The following is a 24490-nucleotide window of genomic DNA, read 5'->3' as shown; positions in this document are numbered from 1 at the left end:
AAGGATGATTATTTTGTTGAACGAATGGCTTTGGATGTTATTTGCCATAACCAACTTTGTTTTATTACTAATTATGTATCGTTTGTTCGGTAAGGCAGGCTTATTCGTCTGGATAGGTATGTCTACCGTTATAGCTAATATTCAAGTATTGAAAACAGTCGAAATGTTTGGATTAATCGCTACATTAGGGAATATTTCTTATGGAACGGTTTTTCTTGCTACAGATATTCTTAATGAAAATCATGGAAAGAAAGAGGCCAAAAAAGCGGTTTGGATGGGATTTTGTTCTTTGTTATTTATGACAATTGTAATGCAGTTTGCGATTCGTTTCATCCCACATGAATCAGACATTGCACAGGATGCGTTAGCCACCATTTTTGAAATAGTACCTCAAATAGCGATTGGCAGTATGGCCGCATTCTTAGTAAGCCAATATATCGATGTTTGGATTTATTCTAAATGGAAGAAAAAAATGCCTTCAACCAAATGGTTATGGTTAAGAAATAATGGAAGTACCATGATTAGTCAATTTATTGACACGTTTATTTTTTGTTCGATCGCCTTCTTTGGCTTATATTCGTGGGGGGATTGGGTTATGATCCTATTTACAACTTATGTGATTAAATTTATCATTGCCACATTGGATACACCGTTTCTCTATCTCGCAAAACGAATCCATGGTGATGTGCAATGATTGAGATCTATACAGATGCAGCAACGAGGAATAATCCAGGACCAAGTGGTATCGGAGTTTTTATTAAAAGCAGCAAAGAACAGCATAATCTTTCGGAATATATTGGCCATTATTCGAACCATGAGGCAGAATTTATCGCTGTCATCAAGGCGTTAGAATTTTGTCAAGAGCGCTATCCTAATGAGATACTTTCATTTCGCTCTGACTCCAAAGTAGTCGTCGAAACCATTGAAAAAAGGTATACGAAAAATCAAGCTTTTCAAATTTTATTAAATAAGGTCAACCAACTTTCTGCCGCTTTTCCTTATATCTTTATTAAATGGATTCCTGAAAAGCAGAACGGAACAGCTGATCAATTAGCAAAAGCAGCAATCAAAAATCAATAGAATCATGAATTAATTGATGTTGCATTAAAAGCTGCTTTGCTTCTTCCAATGATCGGACTTCATTCTTCTGGAACAATTCCAATAAACTGATATAAAAGCTTCTGTCGAACGATAACTGCAGCTGTAAAGTCAAGGAGATCGCTAACTTGACATGATGTACGGAAGTATTGGTGTATTTTTTGCCAAAATAGATGAATTGGACTTCTTCATCTGATAATTTAAAGCCTTTCGACCATAAATGCTCTAAAAAATATGCCAATACTTCATTTTCCTTCATTTCTATCCCCCGCTCTGTCTACAAGGTTATTTCTTTTTTCCAAAATACTGATAATAATCTGTGCGAATAAATCCATTAAAAAGCTTGCGTTTCTTTGATGCTTCACGTCCGAATAGTGTTTCAAATTTCTCGTTAGCAGTCATGATATAAATGCTCCAAGTAGGGTATTGAGCGAGATGCTTCCCAAGTTTTTCATAAAGCTTCTCCACCTCTTCCTTTTGGCCAATTCGTTCACCATATGGTGGATTGCTAATAATATAACCCCCTAATTGATCAGAATGAAAGTCTAATGCATTCATTTGTTTCCATGTTATCAAATCCCCTAGCCCGGCTTCAGTAGCGTTTGCCTTGGCGATATCGATCATTTTCGGATTAATATCTGTTCCGAAAATATGTAGCTCTTGATCATAATTTGCCAAATCCTCTGCTTCCTCTAGTGCTTTATCCCAAATATCAGCAGACAAAAAGCTCCAATTCTCTGCTGCAAATTCACGATTGAAGCCTGGTGCAATATTTTGTCCAATGAGGGCAGCTTCAATAGGAATGGTTCCAGATCCACAAAATAGATCATAAAAAGGCTGGTCGCCTCTCCAATTCGTTAATTGAACAAGAGCTGCTGCAAGTGTTTCTTTTAATGGGGCCTCTCCTTGTCCAATTCGATATCCTCGCTTGTGAAGACCACTTCCAGATGTGTCTAATGTCAAGGTTACTTGATCCTTTAATAAAGCCACTTCGACACGATACAGCGCTCCAGATTCTTTTAGCCATTGTGCAATTCCGTATTTTTGTTTCATTCTTTCGACAATAGCTTTTTTGACAATGGATTGACAGTCCGGTACGCTATACAGCTTAGATTTGTGCGATTTGCCGATTACCGGAAATTCTCCATCCTCTGAAATAAATGCCTCCCAAGGTAATGCTTTCGTTTGTTCAAACAGTTCATCATACGTCTTTGCTTCAAACTCCCCAATAAGTAGCTTCACACGGTCTGCTGTTCTTAGCCACAAATTAGCTCTGGCAATGCCAGCTGCATCTGCATCAAAAACCACTCTACTGTTTTCCACCTTAACATTTTCGAAGCCTAAGTCCTTAACTTCCTTCGCCACAACGGATTCTAGCCCCATTGCTGCTGTTGCAATCAATGTATAGTCTTTTTTCATTCTGGAAATCCTTTCCGCACATAGGTTGATATAACAAAACCCCTTTTCTTATTAAAAGGGGTTTACTTATAGTATCTGACCAGAATGAATGTCTGTAAGCCATGTTCTGTTCCTTCGTACTCCAAACGGTGGTCAGCCTCGTACATAAGGTGTAATCATCTGTCTACAAGCAACTAAGCTTGTCCTTCCTTCGGTTCCAATTCCCTACTAAGAAGATGCCCCTACCAAAATTTGGGTTGCTCACTCGAGGGGTTTACCGCGTTCCACCTAAGTAGTTTCCCACTTAGCTACGTCACTGTGGCACTTTCAAGATACTCATACCATATCTGATAACAGACACAGGTATTTTCTCTGCCGTTAACCATATTGGTTACCTTGACTTATGCATTCGTCAAGCACGAACACTACAAGCATCGCAGCTTGTGTGAGCATGGACTTTCCTCTACACACTGAACGTATGCAGCGATTACTACAACATTCACTCTCACGTTAACTTTTTTACATCATTTCTATTTTACCACGTTATTCCCATTAGTCAATGGTAATAGTATCCTTTCTACTCGTCATCAAACTTTTTCCCAAATACAGCTTTTTCTAGATTAGAAAGCCTTTTTAAGATATCATAATTGACTTGATGATTGGATGGAGTTGCTCGAAATCTCGTAGTCGGTGTTTCACTATTTTTCTTCAAAAGATTGTTTTCTTGAGATAATCTTGTGATTTCTTGCTGAAAATATTCATAATCCTGAATAATTATATCGAGGAATTCATCCACCTCTTCTTGGTTATATCCACGCATTGCTGTTTTAAAACTTTTTTCTAAAATATCTTTTCCATTTAATTGATTTGCCATTCTTATCACCTCTTTATACCATTCCTTTTTCATTCTTCCAAAAACTTCACAACTTGTCAACGATACTAATAAAAATCCTGGTGATCCATTTCCTCACGAACAATATCTTCTAAATCCATTGGTGTTATCCAAATAATCGGATAATCACTCTCCATGTGTGCTTTTTTTGCACGTTCAAGAAAATATTGGACGCTGCCTGGATACTCTTCATCTACTAATATTACAGTACCATCTGTTTTATGAATCATCCATTGATCTTTATTAATAAATTGATACGGTCCTTCATATTTTTTGTTGTATAGAGGCTTATAAATATCAGCTTCTAAGCTGATTTGTTCAAATTGCTCTTGATATGACTCTGGCCATCGTGAAGAATATTCTAGGAAAGGTGGAAAAACCCCTAATTTTAACTCATAAGACTTCTTTAACTCGATGACTACTTCACAGGTCCAAAGTTCAATCCCCATTTGTCCTGCCACAATGACCCATTCTAACCCTTCGTCCAGTAATGTTAATATTTTTCGGGTTAAGGCTTTTTTTATATAGGCGATTCTTGGATCATTTTCCCCTTGAATATTTAGTTCTGCTGGTTTGTTTCCAGTTATGGTAATAGTTCTCATATTCACATGCTCCAAATCGTTATTGCTCTATTAAAGTATAAGCTATTTAACAAAGTTATGCTAGCTAGATGTAATCAAATGGAAAAAGCTGCTAATATGATTAGCAGCTTTGGAGCATAAATGGTTTAACGAAAGAAGCCTCCCGGGAAGTTACCTGGTCCCATTGGATTAAAACCTGGAGGATTCGCTCCTCCGTTAACGTTAATTTCATCCATTGTGTTTTGGTACGAAGTAGTATGAGGGTAATAATGGGTGTTTTTCACCAAGTGATGGTTGGTGACAGTTGTATGAGATGGATGAATGATATTTACATTACTTTCACTACAAGTGTGTGCTTGATTGTACTGTGTTGGACAAACGATTGTTTTCGTTGGCATACCACAATGTCTTCTATGCCTCATTTAGTATCACCTCACTATATATGATCTATACTAGCGTATGTCATGGTCGTGAAGTTTGTCTAAGGCACCAACCTACATTCACAAGTTTTTTTCTACTTGTATATTTAATTGTACAATTCGCCTAGATTTAATAGGTTGAAAGGTCTCTTTTTAACATATCGAACACATAAGTAACAGATTGAAATAATTCCATGTATCTTTTTTTACGTGCATCAATATAATAGCTATGCAATAGTAGTAATCTTAAATTTTCTGCAGTTGACTCAATCTGCTGCGGATGAACGGAAACGCTCCGATTTTGAACGAAAGCCTTCGCTTTCTGATACCATTGTTCAATCTCTTTAAAAACAGGATTTGTTTGTTCCTTTACATATTGGAAAAATTCAGGATCCCTTTTATTCTCAGGCTTCTCATTCGCTAAATAATGTTCTTTTAAATCTGATAATATTTCTTCTAAAGTGTTAATGTGATCCTCTAAACACAAATTTACTCACCTTTTCCTATTAAATTGCTTTTTTTGTTATTTTATCATGAGAAGCCTGTTTTATAAAAGGATGAGTAGTTTTGGTGATGGTTTCTAATTGTTCAACCCTACTAATCAGAATATCTAGTTGCTTCATAATTTCGTTCTTATGAATGTAATGACCTTTTGTTTTCACTAAATCACCTTTTTCTTATAGAATATCGATAGTGTATTAATTCCCTTTTCTCTTATAAACTCCTGCCTAGGTGACAAAACTAGAAGAAGATTGACAAAGGTTATAATGAAATGCATTTTTTCTGCAAGAATAGCCATACTATTTAAAAAAAGGAGGTTTTTCAGGTGGAACCAACTAAAAAATCAAGAGAAAACCAAAAAAAGAAAAGAGAAGATCGAACAATTCCTACACAAAACGACAAAAAGCTGAATGGTCCTAATCGACCGTCTACTTAATAGTATGCACACAACCGGTATTGCTCTAAGATGCAATACCGTTTATTTTTTCACAATTTAGGAAAGGATAATTTTAGCAAGGAAGTAAATACAACGCACGAAAATTTAAAGGTCCAAAGTGTAAGAAACCTAATACATTCGCTCAAGAACGATCGAATGTGAGTTTTTTTAATCATAATACCCTTATTAAATGTTTCCTCCTTTCGAATATATAAGTTAGGAGTCTTTTCTTCTTTCCTTATTAATTGAACATTTTGGTGCCTTAGCGTATGATGTATCTATCATCACCATGATGAATAGAACTGTTTTTAGGAGGGCGAATATGCATTATCCGAATGGGAAAAAACAATCGGTAAATGCTGCTAGTACATCAGTTAATGAAACGATTTACAGTAATCGAGGAATGACTTTAGAAGCAGACATAAATGCAACGAACCAATTTTATTTACAGACAAACCAAGCCATAATTCATAAGAAACCAACCCCTGTGCAAATCGTTCGTGTAGATTACCCGCGACGAAGTGCAGCAGTGATTAAGGAAGCTTATTTCAAACAGGCTTCCACAACTGATTACAATGGAATTTACAAAGGAAGATATATTGATTTTGAAGCAAAGGAAACGAAGAATAAAACATCTTTTCCCTTTCATAATATCCATGAGCATCAAATCGATCATATGAAACAAGTAGTCGAGCATGGAGCGATTTGTTTTATCTTAATTCGTTTTAGCTTATACCAAAAAACTTATTTCTATCCAGCAGAGAGGTTATTCGATCACTGGGAGAACCAATTTAATGGGGGAAGAAAGTCTATATCGATAAAAACCATAGAGAAAGAAGGATATATAATACCCATTCAATATCAAGCAAGAGTGGATTATTTAAAGATCATTGAACAGTATTATATATAAGAACGGAGGAACAACCAATGACTGAAAATGGTCAAAGTCAATCAAGAATGGCGAGAAGAAATCAAAAGAAGAAACAAAAAAAGACTGGAAAAAAACCTACTTGGAAAAGAGTTATGAAATATGCTCTGATTGCAATCCTATGTATTGGATTAGGGATAGGTGCATTATTTACTTATTATATTGCGACAGCTCCAGAATTGGATCCAGAGAAACTATCTGTACCTGCGTCTACAAAGCTATATGATGTAAATGGAGAACCTTTTGCCAATTTAGGTTCAGAGAAAAGATCCAAGGTCGACTATAATGACATACCAGATGTACTAAAAGATGCCATATTGGCAACAGAAGATGTTCGATTTATGAATCATATTGGGATTGATTTTCGAAGAATAGGTGCAGCAGTAATTGCTAACTTTACTGATGGATTTGGTTCTCAAGGGGCAAGTACAATCACACAGCAGGTAGTAAAAGGCTCCTTCTTGTCTAATGATAAAAAGCTGAAAAGAAAGGTTCAAGAACAATGGTTAGCCTTGCAGTTAGACTGGAAATATTCCAAAGAAGAAATTTTTGAAATGTATGTAAACCGAATTTATTACGGTGCTGGCGCGTATGGTGTCGCAACCGCAGCAGAGGTTTATTTTGGAAAAACTGATTTGAGTGAATTAACACTAGAAGAAGCAGCGATACTTGCAGGTCTACCACAAAGGCCTACAGCGTATGACCCGTTTGTCAATCCTGATTTAACCAAGGAAAGAATGAGTACCGTTCTAGATTTAATGGTTCAACATAATAAAATAACAGAAGCACAGGCAAATGAAGCAAAACAAGTAGATGTTGCTTCACTGCTTACAAATAAGAAAACAGATTATGTGAAATATGAAGGCTTTATTCAGCAAGTAGCTAGTGAAGTAAAAGAAAAAACAGGGGCAGATATATACAAGGATGGACTTCAGGTATATACTACCTTAAACCCAGATGCACAGGAGCAAACGGAGTTGCTTCTAAGCAATTCTGAGGATAATCCAATTGATTACAGCTCTGATGAGGATATCCAGGTAGGTGTAGCTGTCGTTGATACTCACACAGGTGCTATCCAGGCCATTGGTGGCGGCAGAAACAGGGAAAGCGGTGGTTGGAACTATGCGATTGATGGTGATGGTCTTCAAGGTGGTTCAACGATGAAGCCTATTGTTGCATATGGACCGGCTATAGAACATTTAAAATGGTCAACCTACCATCAATTAAATGATGATAAACCTTATCCAATTAAAGGCACAAATCAAGAAATCCGTAACTGGAATCGAGAATATCAAGGCTGGATGTCTGCTAGGTATGCTCTTAAGGAATCCTTAAACGTACCGGCTGTCAAAACCTTAGATGAGGTCGGATACACGGATGCTAAATCATTCGCAGAAGGATTAGGGATTGAATTTGCAGGTGATAGCATTGCAATTGGAGATGCCATTGGTGGTACAAGTACAAGAGTTCTCCCTCTTCAAATTGCAGGTGCCTATGCAGCCTTCGGAAATGAAGGAAATTATCATGAACCGTACTCTGTAACCAAGATAGAATACCCAAATGGTCGCACTGAGGAATTTAAATCCGAATCAGTTGAAGCAATGTCCGACTATACAGCATATATGATCACAGATATGCTGAAATCAGTAGTACAAAATGGGACAGGAACAAATGCAAACATTTCTGGTTTACCAGTTGCAGGGAAAACGGGTACGACTAATTTAGAGGATCAAGATGGAAGTCCTGATTCCTGGTTTACTGGATATACAACGAATTATACGATATCTATTTGGAGTGGTTATGGCAATGAGAGAAAGCCGATTAATGATACTCAAATTCCACTTCATATATTCAGGGAGCTTATGTCCCATATTTCGAGTGATGTAGAAACGGAAGACTTTACAAAACCAAAATCTGTCATAGAAGTCGGTGTAGAAAAAGGCTCTAACCCTGCAAAACTTCCAAGCGAAGATACACCAAGCTCTCAAATTGTGACAGAGCTATTTGTAAAAGGTACCGAACCACAGAAAGTTTCTGAGAAGTTTGAGGAATTAGACCCTGTAAAAGACTTGAAAGCAGAGTATGATGAAAAGGAAGAAAAAATACTGGTTGAATGGGACCATGATGACTCTGATGTTGAATTCGAGGTCTCTGCCGGTGCCGGAGGATCATTAAATAAGCTAACGACCACATCTGATAAAAAACTAGAGATCGATAAAGTAGAAAAAGGCACTACCTATACGATTGCCGTACAAGCGATCAAGGATGACCAAACGAGTGAAGCTGCATCTGTCAATGTTGAGATACCGTCAGATGAGGTGGAACTATCACAAGTACAGCAATTACAACAGTCCTTTGATCCGACCTCAGGTACTGCATCGCTTACTTGGTCTTATGATCAGAAAGGTCCGATTGAATTTGAGGTGAGCCTAATGGAAGGTGGAAATGTCGTAAATCAAACCTCGACAAATAAAACTTCGATTACGTTAAACGGATTGGAGCTAGGCAAGGTGTATACTGCTACCGTCACCCCTGTTCTAAAAAATCAGGAAAATGGTAAAGGCCCTAGTACTTCTGTTGAAATCTCCACCCAAGGCTATGAAGGCCAACCTGATGAAGGGGAAGACGAGCAACAACAAGACCAAGGTCAAGGTGGTGAAGGTAATCAAGAACAACCAGGAGATGACGAAGGAAACGACAATGAAGGTGGAAATGGTAACCAAGGGGCAGGCTCTGGGGAAAATGGGACGCAAGAAGAAGATAAAGATAATGACAATAGTGGAGGCACCCCTGAAGAATAGCATAAAAAACAGTGCATCGTGATCGATGCACTGTTTTTCTATTGGCAGAAAATCTTAATTTGCTGTTTCTGTTTTTCTCATTCTTTTCTTTCCCTCACGACAAAGATCTAATAATGGACAAATTCCGCATTGTGGATTTTTGGCTTTACAGTGATATCTTCCGAAAAAAATAAGTCGATGGTGTGTATCACTCCACTCCTCAACCGGAATTTTGCGCATTAGCGTTTTCTCCACTTCTAAGACGCTATCCTTCCATCTACAAATACCTAATCGTTTGGATACCCTTTCCACATGAGTATCCACCGCAATAGCAGGTTCATCAAAAGCAACAGAGGCTACGACATTTGCCGTCTTCCTCCCCACTCCTGCTAATTTTTCTAATGCTGCCTTTGAATTTGGTACAACACCGTCATACTCATCAATTAAAGTTTGACAAAGCTTGCGAATATTTTTTGATTTATTGCGATAAAGACCAATTGATCGGATATCAGCTTGCAATTCTTCTAGTGATACATTCACATAATCTTCTGGCGTGTGGTATTTGTTAAATAGATCCTTTGTCACTTTATTTACTAGTGCATCTGTACACTGCGCCGATAAAACTACTGCAATTAATAAATCAAAGGCATTGCGATGATTCAATTCACATTCTGCATCTGGAAACATATCTGCAATGGTATCTAATACAAAACGTATTTCTTTCTTTGTTAGCATAACCTTCTCTCCCTAATCCTCTAACCAGTTATAATAAAGTGATTTTTTTGAAGAATTTGTGTTATTCCCTTTATTGTCTATTTTCTTTCCATGAAATGCTTTGCTTGATTCTCTTGCTTGCACTGGAGATTGAATCCCTTTTTTCTTCCAATCGAACAGAATCCGATCAATGTAATTAAAATTTAATTTACTCATCAAAACAGCTTCTCTTAAAGCAGCATAGATTAATTCAATCGAATGTTGTTCCCCGTCTAGCCATTGATTTACTCGTTCGATCTCAAACGGTGATAGTGGCCTACCGAACTCACGTTCAAAACGCAGGAACATTTCCCCTACCTGCTTGTCCTCCTTATCCTCTTTGCCATCATTTTCTACAAATAATTTATTCCAAAGAGGTTCTAAAGAGTAGATTTCTTTGATAACATCATCATTTTCTTCTTCTTCAATTTTCAAAAATCCTTGCTGAATCAATTGTCGTAATAAACCAGAACATTCTTCCATCGACATCGTTACATGCTGAGCGAGCTGTTCAGGTGTTGGAAAGTAAATCGTATTTTTCTGTGAAATGTAAATTTGAACGAGTAACATCACTTGTTTTTCATCCAATCCTAGATCTTTATAGTGATATAATAAAGAAGTAGGTATATTGATCTGATCAAATAAGACATTACTGATCTTGTCATTCATCTATGTTAACCACCTTCTGGTACGTCTTTTAAACGTATTCCCTCATACCTATAATAAATAGTATAATCCTTTGCATCAACTGCAAAGGATTATACTTAAACGAGATACCGTCATGTTCAAACGTTAAGGATATAGTCTATTAAGTAATCGTGGAAACGGAATGGTTTCTCTAACATGGTCAACACCACTAATCCATGCCACCGTTCTTTCTAAGCCTAAACCAAATCCCGCGTGGGGAACACTGCCATATTTACGAAGCTCTAAATACCATTCATAGGCATCCCCTATTAATTCATGCTCCATATATCGCTGCTTCAAGAGGCTCAAATCATCAATTCTAGCAGAACCACCGATAATTTCACCATAACCTTCTGGTGCAATTAAGTCAGCACAAAGTACAACATCTTCACGATCTGGATCTGGCTTCATATAGAATGCTTTAATGTCTTTTGGATAATGGGTGATGAATATAGGCTTATCAAAGCTTTCGGCAATAGCTGTTTCATGTGGTGCACCGAAATCCTCCCCCCATTCAATATCTGTAAAGCCTTTTTGTTTTAACAGTTCAATCGCTTCGTCATACGTAATTCGTGGGAATGGTGCCTTTATTTTTTGAAGCATTTCCAAGTTTCTTTCCAGCGTATTTAATTCTAATGAACAATTAGTGAGAACAGATTCTGCGATAAACTGTACATAGTTTTCTTGGATTTCTAAGCTTTCTTCGTGTGTGGTAAAGGCCATTTCAGGTTCTATCATCCAAAATTCAATTAAATGTCGTCTAGTTTTTGATTTTTCTGCTCGAAAAGTTGGTCCAAAGGAAAAGACTCTTCCAAGAGCCATTGCCGCAGCTTCCATATATAGCTGTCCACTTTGGGATAAGTAAGCTTCTTCCTCAAAATATTTGGTATGAAATAGCTCCGTGGTCTCCTCTGCTGCAGTACCTGTAAGAATTGGTGGATCTATTTTGACAAAATTTTCTTGCTCGAAAAAACGATAAGTAGCTTGGATAATTTCATTTCTAATCTTCATAATCGCGTGCTGCTTCTTAGACCGTAGCCATAAATGACGATGATCCATTAAGAATTCTGTGCCGTGATTTTTTGGAGTAATTGGATAATCTGTCGCTTCTTGAATAAGTTCGATATGCTTCACTTGCATCTCAAAACCAAATGACGAACGTGAATCTTCGACAATCTTTCCCGTTACATATAAAGAAGATTCCTGTGTTAACGACTTTGCTTGTTGAAATATCGTTTCATCGACATCTGCCTTTACTACAACCCCTTGCATAAAACCTGTTCCATCTCTCAATTGCAAAAATGCTATTTTACCACTTGAACGCTTGTTAGCTAGCCATGCTCCAATGGTCACTTCTTGGTCCACAAATTGATGGACTTTGTTTATGGTTACTTTCATTTATCTCACCCGTGTTTTTTAAATGTTTTCGTGTTTTTATTGATGATTTTCTACAAATCGCTTGATGCGAACGGAGGCCTCTTCTAATTGGTCTAAGGAAATAGCATAGGATAAACGTACATTATCAGATGCTCCAAAGCCTGAACCAGGGACAAGCGCTACTTTTTCCTCTTCCAGTAGTGCTGTTACCCAATCATCAACAGAATCAAAGCCATTTTTTTGGACTGCTTCTTTTACATTTGGAAACAGATAAAAGGCACCTTTTGGCTTCACACATTTAATTCCTGGTATCTCCGTTAACCATTGATAGAGCTTTTCTAGCCTCTCACTAAATGCTTTTCTCATAGCTTCTATCTCGGAATTTCCACCATTATATGCTGCTTCTGCAGCAATTTGAGAAATAGATGTCGGATTAGAAGTTGAGTGAGAAGCTAAATTTGTCATTGCTTTAATAATTTGTTTATTACCTACTGCATAACCGATTCTCCAGCCCGTCATGGAATGGGATTTGGATACACCATTTATGATAATTGTTTGCTCTTTTAATTCTTCTGATAATTGGGCAATGGAAAAATGCTCCGTACCTGTGTAAATGAGCTTTTCATAAATTTCATCAGAAACGATAAAAATATGATGCTTTAAACATATCTTACCTAAGGCTTCTAATTCTTCCTTTTCATACATAACCCCAGTTGGATTACTAGGTGAATTAAGAATTACTGCTTTCGTCTTATCTGTTATCGCATTTTCTAATTGCTCTGGAGTTATTTTAAATTCGTTCTCTTCCTTAGCATTGACGAAAACTGGTTTCCCCTCTGCAAGTTTAACCTGCTCTGGATAACTAACCCAGTATGGTGCAGGAATAATGACTTCATCGTCCTTGTTTAATAATACTTGAAATAATGTATATAATGCGTGTTTTGCACCAGTTGTGACAATTATTTGATCTAGATCATAGCGCAGTTCATGATCCTTTTCCATTTTATTTGCGATCGATTGCTTTAAGCCAGGTGTTCCACCTGCTGGAGTGTATTTCGTAAAGCCATCATACATCGCTTTGGAGGCAGCCTCTAATATATATTCCGGTGTATTAAAGTCTGGTTCGCCTGCACCTAAACCAATTACATCATGCCCTGCTTGCTTTAATTCTTTTGCCTTTGCAGTAATAGCTAATGTAGATGATGGCGTTAATGTTTGTACTCGATTGGCTAATTCCATGATTATGTTCACCCTTCTTTTTTAATATGCTGGATTTAATGTTAAACGGTATTCAGACAAATCATTTAACAAAACATGCTCATAAACAAGTCGCTCTTGATCATCCAAATATTTAATTTCTAAGCTTGGATTTTCATTCAATAAACCGAAATTTGATCCTAATAAATGACAAGATGTACATCGTTGCTTCCAATCTTCTAGTATTTCATCTTGTGTGTAAAAGGATTCCATCGCGTAATCTCTATATTGGAATACCTCTTCATCCTTATACACATAAATAAGTAGAGCTTCCTCATTGATGTTTTCGGCTTCTACGACATAATATAACTGATTACCATGAAACCGTTCGATACTGTGTATATCGTCAATCTTTAAATCACTCTCGAGCAAAAAGTTCTCTACATCTGAAAAATTCGCTGTCTTGGTCTTCATAATCCCTTGATAAGTATGTACACAAAAGTAAAGAAATGCTCCTAATAAGATGACGACAACAACAGATATCCAAAATGACTTTTTAAGTTCGATAGATAGTAAATATTGCTTTCTCATCATTATCCTCACTTAATGTTAAACCGAACATTAAATTGTCGCCCTTTAATGTTCGATTTAAACCATCCACTATTTTATATAAATCATCATGAAAATCTACCTTCACCGTGGATAAGGTAACAATTTTTGACTGACTCATTATTATACCCCCATAAGCCGACTTTCATATACTCTATTTTGCGGTAGTTCTTCATTTTTTTCAACTAAAAACCTTTCAAAAACTGCTTTTTGTACAAGCATAACATGAGCAAACCTTTAGGAAATAGTTAGGACAACAGTTCATAGTCTGATTGGGACATTCTCACATATACCGTTCCTGACTGTTTTAGAAAATAAATATCGATCCACGAGGCGTTAAGCCTTTCGATTAGATCCTCATTGATTTCATGCTTATTACTATGGAATATAATACTGATGATAGGGTTTATTTGTTTTAACAGTCTTTGTGAAGGAGATTCCCCACTTCCAAACTCGGCAATTTTCAAAATATCTACTTGCCTATGCTGATCGATTAGCTTTGGCTCAATCGAAATATTTCCATCATTTAAAAATAACACGGATTCTTCTCCATAATGGAGCATAAAACTGATTTCATCGTCCTTACTAATATCAATATTTTGTACCATTAAATGATCAAACAACGTATAAACCTTGTCGGATTGCCATTTTTCAATTTTGACTGATTGATTTTGTTCCATTTCAAATGATTCTGGCAAAATCGCTTTATTCACATGGTATTTTGTAATAACATTTTGGAGATTCCCACTATATGCTTCTTCTTCATTTGAAATAATAACTTGATCTATTTCTGTAATCCCCATTTGCTTAAGCTGCTCATTCAGGCTTTTTTCACTTTTTTCAGAGCCTGTATTGATGAGAATATTGTCACCATAATAATTAGTAATTAATGTTGCTTCCCCGTGTGGCAGATTAAAGAATACCATATCTATTTCCCCATTTTCCATTCCGTTCTCATCTTGCCAAGCTGTTTCGATAATCGAGAACAGACTGAAAATAAAAAGAAGAAATAAATGTGCCCATCCACTTTTTAGCATAATCCATCCTACCTTTTAATCCATATTTACAAATAGGATTGCTCAATTGTTCGATATTTATCAGAGTCAAACATTTACTTTTTTTAACAATTGATGTAATGGCTCATACGATAAAGGGACATCAGGAATGGATTCTAAAAAATATTTGCCATATCTTTTTTTCATTATACGATCATCGAACACGAAAATGACACCACGATCTGTTTGCTTGCGAACTAATCTCCCAAAGCCTTGTTTAAACTGAAAGACGGCTTTAGGTAGAGATAATTCCATAAAAGGATTTCGATTTAATTTCTTATAGTATTCGGCTTTTTTTGTATATACTGGATCACTTGGTGATTGAAAGGGTAATTTTACAATGACTAAACACGACAGACCCTCCCCTGGAATGTCAATCCCTTCCCAAAAAGCATTCGTACCCAACAGTATAGACTGCTCAAAAGAGCGAAAATGCTTAATCAATCGATTTCGACTACCGGTTGATAAGCCTTGTCCGATGATCATGTAGTCCTCTAAGTCTTCCGTCTCTTTCAAAAGATAATACGTTTGCTTTAACATATCATAAGAGGTAAAGAGAACGAGCATTTTACCTTTGATTAATTTTGCTAAAGAGAGAATAGCTTCACTTGTTGCAAAAACAAACTCATCATGTTGAGGATAACGAATTTCAGGGAAATCGCTGGGAATCATTAACTGTACGTTTTGATCATATGGAAAATTTGCTTTTAATTGATAGCAATCAACTTCTTTTTCCTTTAATCCAAAGCTTTTTCGCATATATGCAAAGGATTGTTGGATCGTCAAGGTGCCACTAATCATGATAATTCCTTTTTTTTGTGTGAATAGATGGTTGGTCAATTGTTCCGTTGCTGAGAACAGTTCACGGTAAATATAGACTGCGTTCTCTGCTCCATTTTGATCAATCTCCAACCAAGTCACCTCAGACTCTTCGCTCAAAAGTAATAAGCACTTCAATTTATCTGAAAATTCCCTTAACTCCAAAAGATATGTCTCACGATCAATTAGGTTAGCTTCTGCCTCCAACAATTGTTGGGATAGCAAGTTTAAAAGCTCAATAGATCTATACACACCGTCTCGAATCACTGTTTTATCCCTGTCGAATGACTCTAAATCCCATAAGCTTTGAAGTCTACCGCGATCATTATAGGTTTTATTTTTGTTATTATTATCTTTCACGAACAAAAACAGTAATCGAAATAGGCTGTCAATTTCATAATGTGTATCCTTTAATATCTTGATAAGCGGATCTATTTCTCCTAGCGATTTTTCTAATCGTTGAAAGAATGCACTGAGTTCAAAATAGTTTAACGAATTACCAAGATAACGTGAAGCAACTGTGTCTAAGCGATGTGCTTCATCTAAAATAAGATAAGCATAGTTAGGTAATAGCTTATCTGTTGAAACAATATCAAGAGACAACAAAGCATGGTTGGTAATGATAATATGAGAATGTTTTGCCTTTCTTTTCATTCTCTGATAAAAACAAGCAGAAGACCATGGTGATGAGGAGTCTTGCTTATCTACCACCAATTGTTGCTTCATTTGTTGATCCTTCTTTGGTAATTGAATTTCATCTAAATCCCCAGTAGTTGTTTCGGTTAACCATACTAGAATCATAGCCTTAATTAGAAGATGATGGTAACTATTTTGCGACCTATCTTGATAAAATTGAAAAAATTTCTCGATGCTTAAATAATTTTGCTTCCCTTTCACTAATGTCACTTGTAATTCTTGTGAAAAGAAAGAGAATACTTTATGCATATCCTCGTCTTTTAGCTTTGCTTGAAGATTCGTATTAGATGTACTAATCACTACGGGTTCTTTACTGTGTATCGATTGGTAAACGGCTGGTAGTAAATAGGCAATAGATTTACCTATTCCTGTTTCTGCTTCGATCATTGCATGTCTATTCCTCTGAAATTGATCATAGATGGTTTCACTGATCCATTGTTGATCTTTTCTTCTTTCATATTCTTGAAACTTTTTTTGCAAATAGCCATTTTCTCCATAGAATCTGTCTAAACAATCTTGAAATGATAATGCATATTTCTCTGCTTCGGGCTTTTGATATTCTTGCCAGTTCTTGATGGCTAAGCCGTTGTAGTTACATAAATCGTGACGAATTGCTGCCTCTTTTTCATCTGGTAACAAGATAGCTAAGTCTGATTTAAGCTTCACCGAAATATCTAATAACTGATTGATAACTTGTATAGGTAATGAATTTATTTTATTCATTAATAAGAGTAATAAATCAGCTGTTACCAAGGCATCAGAAATAGCACGGTGGGGCTGATCGTGTGTCAGGTGGAGATGTTGAGCTAATTCACCTAATTTATAGCCTGGTGCTCTTGGAAAGAAAATTCGTGATAATTCCACCGTATCAATAATTGGAGGCTGCAATGTCGCCAACCCTGCTTGCGTCAACTCGTCATTCAGGAAGCTGAGGTCGAAGTTAATATTGTGTGCAACCATAATAGCATCGGCTAATAGAGGGATGAGATCATCGGCTACCTCAGAAAAACTAGGTTTATCACGTATTTGCTCCTCTGATATAGAGGTTAATTGTGTAATAAATGGGGGAATTCCGCTTTTTGGATTAATTAACTGATTGTATTGCTTCACGATTTGGTCATTTTCGATCACGACAATACCAATTTCGATGATCTTATCACCTTTTGCTGGTGAATGCCCAGTTGTTTCCACATCAATCACGACAAATTTTTTCATTGGATCACGCCTTCTTTTCTTCCATGATAGAAAAACTCTTATCAAGTGAGATGATAAGAGTTTTAACATTCCTCATTAACCACTAGTTAGTGGTGGTTCTTGATGTATGATTTCTAGAATATTATTGCGATTATCCATAATCGCTACTTTTGGTTGAAAATCCTTCAGCTCCTCTTCTGTTACGAGAGCGTAGGAAACAATTATAATGATATCATCAGGTTGAACAAGTCTTGCTGCAGCACCATTTAAACAAATCGTTCTACTCCCTCGTTCTCCGGGAATAACATATGTTTCTAATCGTGCGCCGTTATTATTATTAACGATTTGGACTTTCTCATGTGGTAAAATACCAACTTCATCCATAATATTTTCATCAATCGTAATACTTCCTACATAATTTAAGTTTGCTTCAGTTACTCTAGCCCGATGAATTTTGGCTTTCATCATCGTACGTAGCATATGTTTTCCCCCTAAACATACGGTTCATTAACTCTCTACTTGTATAACTATATTATCAATTAACCTTGCTTTTCCAAAAAAAACAGCTAAAGCAATAATAATTTGTCCACCAATCGTTTGGATAGGCTTCAATTCTGGATAGGATAATAGTTCCACATAATCCAGCTTTCCATCCGTATGTAAACTTAAATATTTTTTTACTTCCTCTATTATGATAACAGGATTAATTTCTCCGTCAATGATTAATTGCTCTGCTAATTTTAAACTTCTATACAGATGTGGAGCTTGCTTACGTTCTTGATTAGATAAGTATATATTACGACTACTTCTAGCAAGTCCATCATTTTCTCTAACGGTTGGTACTGGTCGTATTTGAATAGGAAAATTTAAATCTTCAACAAGTCCTTGAATCACCGCTACCTGCTGGGCATCCTTCATCCCGAAATAAGCAAAATCTGCTTTAGTGATATGAAACAATTTCGATAGAACGGTCACCACTCCATCAAAATGGCCAGGTCGTCGTTTACCACATAAAACATTCGTTCTGTTTTGGACTGTCATGGAAACGGTCGGTTCACTTGGGTAGATTTCCTGCACATCTGGAAGAAACAAATAATCAACTTGATGTTTTTTTAATATATCTATATCACGTTTTTCGTCACGCGGGTATTGATCAAAATCCTCATTTGGTCCAAATTGAAGTGGATTTATAAAAATACTGACAATCGTGACTTCGTTCTCTCGGATAGACGTTTCCATTAAAGTGGTATGCCCTTCATGTAAATAACCCATTGTCGGTACAAAACCAATCTGTAGATGAGCATTTTTGAGTTCGTGTGAAAGGGTAATCATGTCGTTTACTTTTCTGATAATCTTCATGGTTACTCCTCCAATTGTAATTCCTTAGCAAGTGATTCTTCCATTAAGAATGTATGAGATTCAGTTGGAAATTGTTGCGTTCTAACTTCATTGTTATATGTCTTTAACGCCTCTTTTATAAGATCGCCAGTTTGTGCATATTTTTCTACAAAAGAGGGTGTATACGAAACACCATATTGTAATAGGTCATGAAATACAAGAACCTGACCGTCGCAATCCTTTCCAGCACCAATTCCGATCGTCGGGATAGAAAGTGATTTTGTAATATGTTTTGCTAATCGATCCGGTACACACTCGAGAACAATACTAATCGCACCATTTTGTTCTAACTTTTTAGCATCATCGATTAATTTTAGGGCAGTTGCCTTATCCTTACCTTGCACCCGATAGCCTCCTAAGACATGAACTGATTGAGGTGTTAAACCTAAATGTCCAATGACAGGTACCCCTGCATCCGTAAGCTTTTTAACCAATTGTAAAACATCTGGGGATGCACCCTCGAGCTTCAATGCTTGAGCATTAGTTTTTTGCATTAATCTCTGTGCATTTACCATAGCCTGTTCCATTGAAATGTGGTAGGACATGAAGGGCATATCCACTACGACAAATGTATTTGGTGCACCTCGTGTTACAGCTTTTGCATGATGAATCATGTCTTCCATTGTTACTTCCACGGTGGATGAATATCCTAAAACTACCATTCCTAACGAATCTCCTACTAAAATCATATCCATTTCAGCTTCTTCTACTATTTTAGCTGATGGAAAATCATATGCTGTTACCATCGTTATTTTTTCATTATTTTTTTTCATTTCTTTTAATTGAATGGTTGATTTCATAAAAAATTCCCCTCTTACCAATGAATTTCTGCACTATAGATCGTTTCTAGTTGTTGATTTTCCTTTTTGACAATTAAAGCACCTTCATCATTAATACCTTGAATGGTAGCGGAATAATGCGACTTTGGAGTTTTAACTTCCACTTTTTCATTTAATTTATATGCATAGTTCATCCATTTTTGTTTTGTATGATGGAATCCATTTTCAAGATAGTGATGATAATGATCTTCAAAATTCTCTAGGATAATTTGGATTAACTCCTTGCGATTCCATTCCTTTCCTGTTTCAATCGAAAGGGAAGTCGATTTATTCTTTAAGTCCTCTGGAAAAGTAGCCAATGTTTGATTGACATTAATCCCAAAACCAATAATTAAGTAGTCTATTTGATCAAGCTCTGCCTGCATTTCTGTTAAAATGCCGCATATTTTTTTTCCGTTTAAGTAGAGGTCATTTGGCCATTTAATCTGGATATCTGCATTCGTTATAAGTCTTAATGATTCCACAATACTTACTGCTGTAAATAACGTCATCTGGGAAGCATGATGTGGAGGGGTGTCAGGTCGTAAGAGGATGCTTATCCAGATACCCTCTGGGTGGTTAGATTCCCAGCTTCTGTTCATCCTTCCCCTACCCTTTTTTTGTTTATTAGTGATGACAACTGTGCCATGTTCCGCATTTTTTCTCGCCAGCCGATGAGCGTAATCCTGTGTAGAATCCATTTCTTCTTGAAAATAAACTTTTTGTCCTACCCAGTTTGTTTGTAAATCCCATTTAATCGAGCTTTCGCTGAGATCAGAAGAACGATGAATTAACTTATAACCTTTTCGGGGGGCAGATTCGAACTGATACCCATCTTTTTTTAATTCATTAATATGCTTCCAGACAGCTGTTCTTGATATACCTAATTTGTCTGACAATGTTTGGCCAGAAATATAGTCTTCTTCATGCTTCGCTAATAGCTGTATCAATTGATTGCGTTTAGAATCTTTCATTTAATATCCACTCACTTATTTTTTTTGAATCATTTTCAATTTCCCCGTTGACTACTGCTTGTTCCACACGTTCTAGATTTTTTTGTATCCAGGGACCTTTCGATCTTTCAGGAAAACATTTCATCACATCTTTCCCATTAATATCAAGCTGAGCACGAGAGTTTATAGGTAGGTTCCTCTTTATATCAATTATTTTTTCCATAGTAATCGGTTGTTTTGTAAAGCTTGTATAAACGGCTACAAAGGAAGAGATAAGACGTTCCGGTAAAAGATACACAGCCCATTTCCATTGATTTTCGTCATATAAAATATCAAAAACTTTTACGAGTAGATTAGCATCCTTCTTTTGTTGATTAGATAGTTTCCACTTGCGTGACCATGCTGAAATGGGGGTATTTCGTTTTAGTAAATGTGCCCATGCGATAAATGCGGTCATACTAGGGAAAGGCACTTTTAATTTCTTTAACTGATTTTGAACCTCTACGTGTTCTGATAAAAGAGGTAAATGTGAATGAATGCCAGTTTCCAATAATAGCTGCAGGCCTTTTCTCATATAAGAGCCTGTAAGAAGCTTCTCCCATTCTACTGCTATTCTTTCTACTGCGATATGTTCTAATAATAGTGCATTTTTTTGAATAGCTTTTAAGGTTATCGGGTCGACAGCAAAACCAAGCTGGCTACTAAATCGGACAGCTCGCATCATCCTTAACGGATCCTCTTGTAATCGATGATTAGGATTACCTACCATTCGAATGATTTGAGCCTTAATATCACTTTCTCCTCCGAATGGATCAATGACCTTGAAATTGCGAGCCATTGCTAATGCGTTCATCGTAAAATCTCTTCTTGACAGATCTTCTTCTATATCCGAGACAAAAGTCACACTATCTGGATGTCTGTGGTCTTGATAACCACTTTCTTTTCGAAAGGTTGTGATCTCAAAAGATAACTGCTGGGACCGAACGAGCACAGTCCCATGTTTAATGCCTGTAGGAATTACTTTATCAAATATTTTCATTATATCTGCAGGCAAAGCATCTGTCGCAATATCGATATCTGATATAGGACGGTTAAGCAGATAATCGCGTACAGCACCACCTACTATAAATGCTTGAAATCGATTAGATTCTATCTGTTCAATGATTTTAAAAGCATGGGAAAATAACCATTTACTCATGTCCGACTCCTAAAACTTTTTGATAAAGTCTTTCATATTGGTTTCTAATTTGGTCTGAAGAAAAGTTAGTTTTCACATGATTAATTGCATTTCTAGAAAATTGTAGATACTTCTCTTTATCTTCTAATAAAGTAAGGATTCGATCAGCGAACGCTTGCACATCTCCTAGCTCTTCGATATAACCATTTTCTTTATGTTGGATCACTTCTGGAATTCCACCTATATTTGTTCCAATACATGGAACACCACAAGCCATTGCTTCTAATAATACTAAACCAAAGCTTTCTTTTTCTGATAATAATAGATTGATATCAGAAATAGACAATAATTCTGGAATGTTTTTTTGCTTTCCAAGGAAATGAACAGACTCACTAAGCCCTAGCGTTTTTACTAATTCAACAATTTGGCAGTATTCTGGGCCATCTCCAATCAGGAGAAGCCGGGCAGGAATCTGTTCATTTACTTTCGCAAAAGTTCGAACAACGTCTTCTACTCGCTTCACTTTACGAAAATTAGAAATATGAATAAGTACCTTTTCCGAATCTTGAATTCCGTATTTTTCCTTCAGATTGGTGTTTTGAAGCTTATAATATTCTTTCTCATTAACAAAGTTATATATGACCTCGATCTCTTTATTTGTTTCTAGCATGTCTTTGGTTTGCTGTACCAGGCTCTGAGAAACCGCTGTAACCGCATCAGATTGTTCCATTCCGAATTTAATGATTTTCTTTAAGCTTAAATCAATTCCTAAAACTGTAATATCTGTACCATGTAATGTTGTGACAATTTTTGTTGGGTGTTTCGCCATTTGCTTTGCCAAAATAGCACAAATAGCATGGGGCATTGCATAATGTGCATGAATAATATCCAGCTTCTCATTATCGATAACCTCTGCTATTTTGGTTGCAAGTGCTAAATCATACGGCGGATACTGAAATACTGGATAATGACTCATTTCAACCTCATGAAAATAGATATTAGGATAAAATGAATCTAGTCTAAAGGGTACACTAGAGGTGATAAAATGAATTTCATGCCCTTTTTCAGCAAGCATTTTCCCAAGTTCTGTTGCGATAATACCAGAACCGCCTACAGAAGGATAACATGTAATTCCTATTTTCATATACAAAACCTACCTATCTTCCAATTGTGGTTATTTTAAATTTCTCCAATTGAAGAATCCAGCGTCGAGCGCGCGAATTAACACCTCTGCACCACCCAAATTCGTAACTAGAGGGATTTGGTAAACATCACACAACCTTATTAGTGCAGTAATATCTGGTTCATGGGGTTGTGCTGTTAAAGGGTCTCGAAAGAATATCACTAAATCCATTTCATTGTTTGCGATTTTGGCACCGATTTGTTGATCCCCACCAAGTGGCCCTGATTGGAATCGATGAATCGTTAACCCTGTCGCTTCATTAATTTTTTTTCCCGTCGTCCCTGTTGCAAATAAGGTATGTTTTTCTAAAATGCTCGTATAGGCAATGGCAAAGGTTACCATATCCTCTTTCTTCTTATCGTGAGCTATTAATGCTATGTTCATCCTCATCACCTATTCTAATATATTTTCTAACCCATAAACGAGTAGATCTAGCTTTATTACTTGATCAATAGCAAGTTTAACTCCTGTCATAAAGGATTCTCGATGAAACGAGTCATGCTTAATCGTTAAATTTTCCCCTTTTGAACCAAAAACCACTTCTTGATGTGCGACAAGTCCTGGCAGCCTCATGCTGTGAATTCTCATACCATCTACATCGGCTCCACGTGCCCCTGCAATCGTTTCTTTTTCATCTGGATGTCCTTGCTGTTTGGATTCTCTTACTTCTTTAATTAAAGCAGCCGTTTTAACAGCTGTACCAGATGGTGCGTCTAATTTACGATCATGATGCTTTTCAATGATTTCTACATCTGGAAAGTATTTTGCTGCCCATTTAGAAAATTGCATCATTAATACTGCGCCAAGTGCAAAATTCGGTGCAATGATGACACCAATTTCTTTTTCCTCTGCTAAGTCTGTTAATTCCTTCAATTCTTCCTCTGTAAAGCCTGTTGTTCCGACCACTGGCCGAACTCCGTTTAAAATAGCTGTCTTCGTATGTATGTAACCAAATTCAGGAGTTGTTAGGTCTACCAATACATCTGCTTGAACGGTTGATAAGCATTCTTCTATATTCGTATAGATAACAGCATCTAAGTTTGGCAGTTCTTCAAATTCTTGTATGTTTTTTCCTTCATACTTATGGTCAAGGCAAGCAACTAGTTCTAAATCTGATTGTTTTTCGATCATACGAAGTGCTTCTGCACCCATTTTTCCTCTAGGTCCTGCCACAATAACTTTAATTTTATCCAATGTTTATTCCTCCAGTTCTTTCTTGGTCCATCGATTCTTGTCTCTTGTTTCTATTTTTGTCATGGCTTGATCAAAAGCTGTGCCAAGATTTATATTTTGTGAATTAGCGAAGCTTATCATGACGAAAAAAAGATCACCGAGCTCTGCTTCGATCGTATTTTCTTCTTCTGTAGATTTTTTTGGCTTTTCTCCATATACATGGTTAACCTCTCGCGCAAGTTCACCGATCTCTTCAGTGAATCTTGCTAACATACTCATTGGTGAGAAATAACCTTCTTCAAATTGAGAGATAAAAGCATCGACTCGTTTCTGCATATCCTGGACACTATCTTTATTATACATTCTAA

General features: G+C 36.6%; 28 protein-coding genes and 1 other RNA gene. 5 read left to right on the top strand and 24 right to left on the bottom strand.

Going from position 1 to position 24490, the window contains the following annotated elements; genetic code table 11:
- The first annotated feature begins 13 nt into the window (after positions 1 to 13).
- Both DLJ74_RS09640 and DLJ74_RS09635 read left to right on the top strand, forming a co-directional pair.
- On the top strand, positions 14 to 694 hold the full coding sequence (locus tag DLJ74_RS09640; protein ID WP_109984292.1) for a queuosine precursor transporter: 681 nt from the start codon (positions 14 to 16) through the stop codon (positions 692 to 694).
- On the top strand, positions 691 to 1080 hold the full coding sequence (locus tag DLJ74_RS09635; RefSeq protein WP_109984291.1) for a ribonuclease HI family protein: 390 nt from the start codon (positions 691 to 693) through the stop codon (positions 1078 to 1080). The genes DLJ74_RS09640 and DLJ74_RS09635 overlap by 4 nt, the downstream gene beginning before the upstream one ends.
- Here the strand turns inward: DLJ74_RS09635 and DLJ74_RS09630 are convergent.
- The 7 genes from DLJ74_RS09630 to DLJ74_RS09600 all read right to left on the bottom strand — a co-directional run bounded on the left by DLJ74_RS09630 (position 1067) and on the right by DLJ74_RS09600 (position 4875).
- Positions 1067 to 1357: a DUF6123 family protein gene (locus tag DLJ74_RS09630; protein WP_054859385.1), complete on the bottom strand. Its 291-nt coding sequence runs from the start codon at positions 1355 to 1357 to the stop codon at positions 1067 to 1069. The two genes, DLJ74_RS09635 and DLJ74_RS09630, sit on opposite strands and share 14 nt — an antisense overlap.
- A gap of 26 nt (positions 1358 to 1383) precedes the next feature.
- Positions 1384 to 2517: a THUMP domain-containing class I SAM-dependent RNA methyltransferase gene (locus DLJ74_RS09625; protein ID WP_109984290.1), complete on the bottom strand. Its 1134-nt coding sequence runs from the start codon at positions 2515 to 2517 to the stop codon at positions 1384 to 1386.
- A gap of 90 nt (positions 2518 to 2607) precedes the next feature.
- An RNA gene (gene rnpB, locus DLJ74_RS09620) (RNase P RNA component class B) lies at positions 2608 to 2996 on the bottom strand.
- A 77-nt stretch (positions 2997 to 3073) separates the two neighbouring features.
- Positions 3074 to 3370: a cell division regulator GpsB gene (gene gpsB, locus DLJ74_RS09615; RefSeq protein WP_109984289.1), complete on the bottom strand. Its 297-nt coding sequence runs from the start codon at positions 3368 to 3370 to the stop codon at positions 3074 to 3076.
- Positions 3371 to 3435: 65 nt separating this feature from the next.
- Positions 3436 to 3990: an SLOG family protein gene (locus DLJ74_RS09610; RefSeq protein WP_109984288.1), complete on the bottom strand. Its 555-nt coding sequence runs from the start codon at positions 3988 to 3990 to the stop codon at positions 3436 to 3438.
- 125 nt (positions 3991 to 4115) lie between these two features.
- On the bottom strand, positions 4116 to 4391 hold the full coding sequence (locus tag DLJ74_RS09605; protein ID WP_109984287.1) for a CotD family spore coat protein: 276 nt from the start codon (positions 4389 to 4391) through the stop codon (positions 4116 to 4118).
- A gap of 127 nt (positions 4392 to 4518) precedes the next feature.
- The gene (locus DLJ74_RS09600; RefSeq protein WP_054788957.1) at positions 4519 to 4875 is read right to left on the bottom strand and encodes a DUF1798 family protein; all 357 of its coding nucleotides are present in this window, start codon (positions 4873 to 4875) and stop codon (positions 4519 to 4521) included.
- Between the two features lie 339 nt (positions 4876 to 5214).
- Between DLJ74_RS09600 and DLJ74_RS20645 the strand changes: the two genes are divergently transcribed.
- The 3 genes from DLJ74_RS20645 (at position 5215) to DLJ74_RS09590 (ending at position 9054) form a co-directional block, all read left to right on the top strand.
- Positions 5215 to 5325, top strand: a complete 111-nt coding sequence (locus DLJ74_RS20645; RefSeq protein WP_219987225.1) for a spore protein — start codon at positions 5215 to 5217, stop codon at positions 5323 to 5325.
- A gap of 322 nt (positions 5326 to 5647) precedes the next feature.
- Entirely contained in the window at positions 5648 to 6235 is a 588-nt protein-coding gene (gene recU / locus DLJ74_RS09595) for a Holliday junction resolvase RecU (protein ID WP_109984286.1), read from the top strand.
- A 17-nt stretch (positions 6236 to 6252) separates the two neighbouring features.
- Positions 6253 to 9054 (top strand): penicillin-binding protein 1A, encoded by a 2802-nt coding sequence (locus DLJ74_RS09590; RefSeq protein WP_109984285.1) that lies wholly within the window; start codon positions 6253 to 6255, stop codon positions 9052 to 9054.
- Positions 9055 to 9108: 54 nt separating this feature from the next.
- On the opposite strand, the gene nth is transcribed toward DLJ74_RS09590, so the two are convergent.
- The 17 genes from nth to DLJ74_RS09505 all read right to left on the bottom strand — a co-directional run bounded on the left by nth (position 9109) and on the right by DLJ74_RS09505 (position 24485).
- Positions 9109 to 9768: an endonuclease III gene (gene nth / locus DLJ74_RS09585; RefSeq protein WP_109984284.1), complete on the bottom strand. Its 660-nt coding sequence runs from the start codon at positions 9766 to 9768 to the stop codon at positions 9109 to 9111.
- A gap of 12 nt (positions 9769 to 9780) precedes the next feature.
- Positions 9781 to 10455, bottom strand: coding sequence for a DnaD domain-containing protein (locus DLJ74_RS09580; protein ID WP_109984283.1), 675 nt, complete (start codon positions 10453 to 10455; stop codon positions 9781 to 9783).
- Between the two features lie 123 nt (positions 10456 to 10578).
- Positions 10579 to 11871 (bottom strand): asparagine--tRNA ligase, encoded by a 1293-nt coding sequence (gene asnS / locus DLJ74_RS09575; protein WP_109984282.1) that lies wholly within the window; start codon positions 11869 to 11871, stop codon positions 10579 to 10581.
- Between the two features lie 36 nt (positions 11872 to 11907).
- Positions 11908 to 13089, bottom strand: a complete 1182-nt coding sequence (locus DLJ74_RS09570) for a pyridoxal phosphate-dependent aminotransferase (protein WP_109984281.1) — start codon at positions 13087 to 13089, stop codon at positions 11908 to 11910.
- Between the two features lie 21 nt (positions 13090 to 13110).
- On the bottom strand, positions 13111 to 13638 hold the full coding sequence (locus DLJ74_RS09565) for a hypothetical protein (protein ID WP_109984280.1): 528 nt from the start codon (positions 13636 to 13638) through the stop codon (positions 13111 to 13113).
- Positions 13604 to 13777 carry a YpmA family protein gene (locus DLJ74_RS09560; protein WP_109984279.1) on the bottom strand — a complete coding sequence of 58 codons (174 nt, stop codon included), beginning with the start codon at positions 13775 to 13777 and terminating at the stop codon, positions 13604 to 13606. Before DLJ74_RS09560 ends, DLJ74_RS09565 begins: the two co-directional genes overlap by 35 nt.
- Before the next feature lie 127 nt (positions 13778 to 13904).
- Complete coding sequence (locus DLJ74_RS09555; protein ID WP_109984278.1) at positions 13905 to 14693, bottom strand: ComEC/Rec2 family competence protein; 789 nt, start codon at positions 14691 to 14693, stop codon at positions 13905 to 13907.
- A 66-nt stretch (positions 14694 to 14759) separates the two neighbouring features.
- Positions 14760 to 17441, bottom strand: a complete 2682-nt coding sequence (dinG, locus tag DLJ74_RS09550; RefSeq protein WP_109984277.1) for an ATP-dependent DNA helicase DinG — start codon at positions 17439 to 17441, stop codon at positions 14760 to 14762.
- A gap of 75 nt (positions 17442 to 17516) precedes the next feature.
- The gene (gene panD, locus DLJ74_RS09545) at positions 17517 to 17900 is read right to left on the bottom strand and encodes an aspartate 1-decarboxylase (protein WP_054787983.1); all 384 of its coding nucleotides are present in this window, start codon (positions 17898 to 17900) and stop codon (positions 17517 to 17519) included.
- A gap of 27 nt (positions 17901 to 17927) precedes the next feature.
- Entirely contained in the window at positions 17928 to 18779 is an 852-nt protein-coding gene (panC, locus tag DLJ74_RS09540; RefSeq protein ID WP_109984276.1) for a pantoate--beta-alanine ligase, read from the bottom strand.
- Positions 18780 to 18781: 2 nt separating this feature from the next.
- Positions 18782 to 19618 (bottom strand): 3-methyl-2-oxobutanoate hydroxymethyltransferase, encoded by an 837-nt coding sequence (gene panB, locus DLJ74_RS09535; protein ID WP_109984275.1) that lies wholly within the window; start codon positions 19616 to 19618, stop codon positions 18782 to 18784.
- A gap of 14 nt (positions 19619 to 19632) precedes the next feature.
- Complete coding sequence (locus DLJ74_RS09530; RefSeq protein WP_109984274.1) at positions 19633 to 20610, bottom strand: biotin--[acetyl-CoA-carboxylase] ligase; 978 nt, start codon at positions 20608 to 20610, stop codon at positions 19633 to 19635.
- Complete coding sequence (locus DLJ74_RS09525; RefSeq protein ID WP_109984273.1) at positions 20597 to 21787, bottom strand: CCA tRNA nucleotidyltransferase; 1191 nt, start codon at positions 21785 to 21787, stop codon at positions 20597 to 20599. Before DLJ74_RS09525 ends, DLJ74_RS09530 begins: the two co-directional genes overlap by 14 nt.
- A complete protein-coding gene (gene bshA / locus DLJ74_RS09520; protein ID WP_109984272.1) occupies positions 21780 to 22910 on the bottom strand; it encodes an N-acetyl-alpha-D-glucosaminyl L-malate synthase BshA in 1131 nt (376 codons plus the stop codon). Before bshA ends, DLJ74_RS09525 begins: the two co-directional genes overlap by 8 nt.
- Positions 22911 to 22940: 30 nt before the next feature.
- Positions 22941 to 23333 carry a methylglyoxal synthase gene (gene mgsA, locus DLJ74_RS09515; protein ID WP_109984271.1) on the bottom strand — a complete coding sequence of 131 codons (393 nt, stop codon included), beginning with the start codon at positions 23331 to 23333 and terminating at the stop codon, positions 22941 to 22943.
- Between the two features lie 9 nt (positions 23334 to 23342).
- Positions 23343 to 24143: a 4-hydroxy-tetrahydrodipicolinate reductase gene (gene dapB / locus DLJ74_RS09510; protein ID WP_054787982.1), complete on the bottom strand. Its 801-nt coding sequence runs from the start codon at positions 24141 to 24143 to the stop codon at positions 23343 to 23345.
- 3 nt (positions 24144 to 24146) lie between these two features.
- Positions 24147 to 24485 (bottom strand): nucleotide pyrophosphohydrolase, encoded by a 339-nt coding sequence (locus DLJ74_RS09505; protein WP_109984270.1) that lies wholly within the window; start codon positions 24483 to 24485, stop codon positions 24147 to 24149.
- Between the last annotated feature and the right edge of the window lie 5 nt (positions 24486 to 24490).

It is taken from the genome of Gracilibacillus dipsosauri (assembly GCF_003176895.1).
Classification (GTDB): Bacteria; Bacillota; Bacilli; order Bacillales; family Amphibacillaceae; genus Gracilibacillus; species Gracilibacillus dipsosauri.
This window is presented reverse-complemented; position numbering and strand designations above follow the sequence as displayed.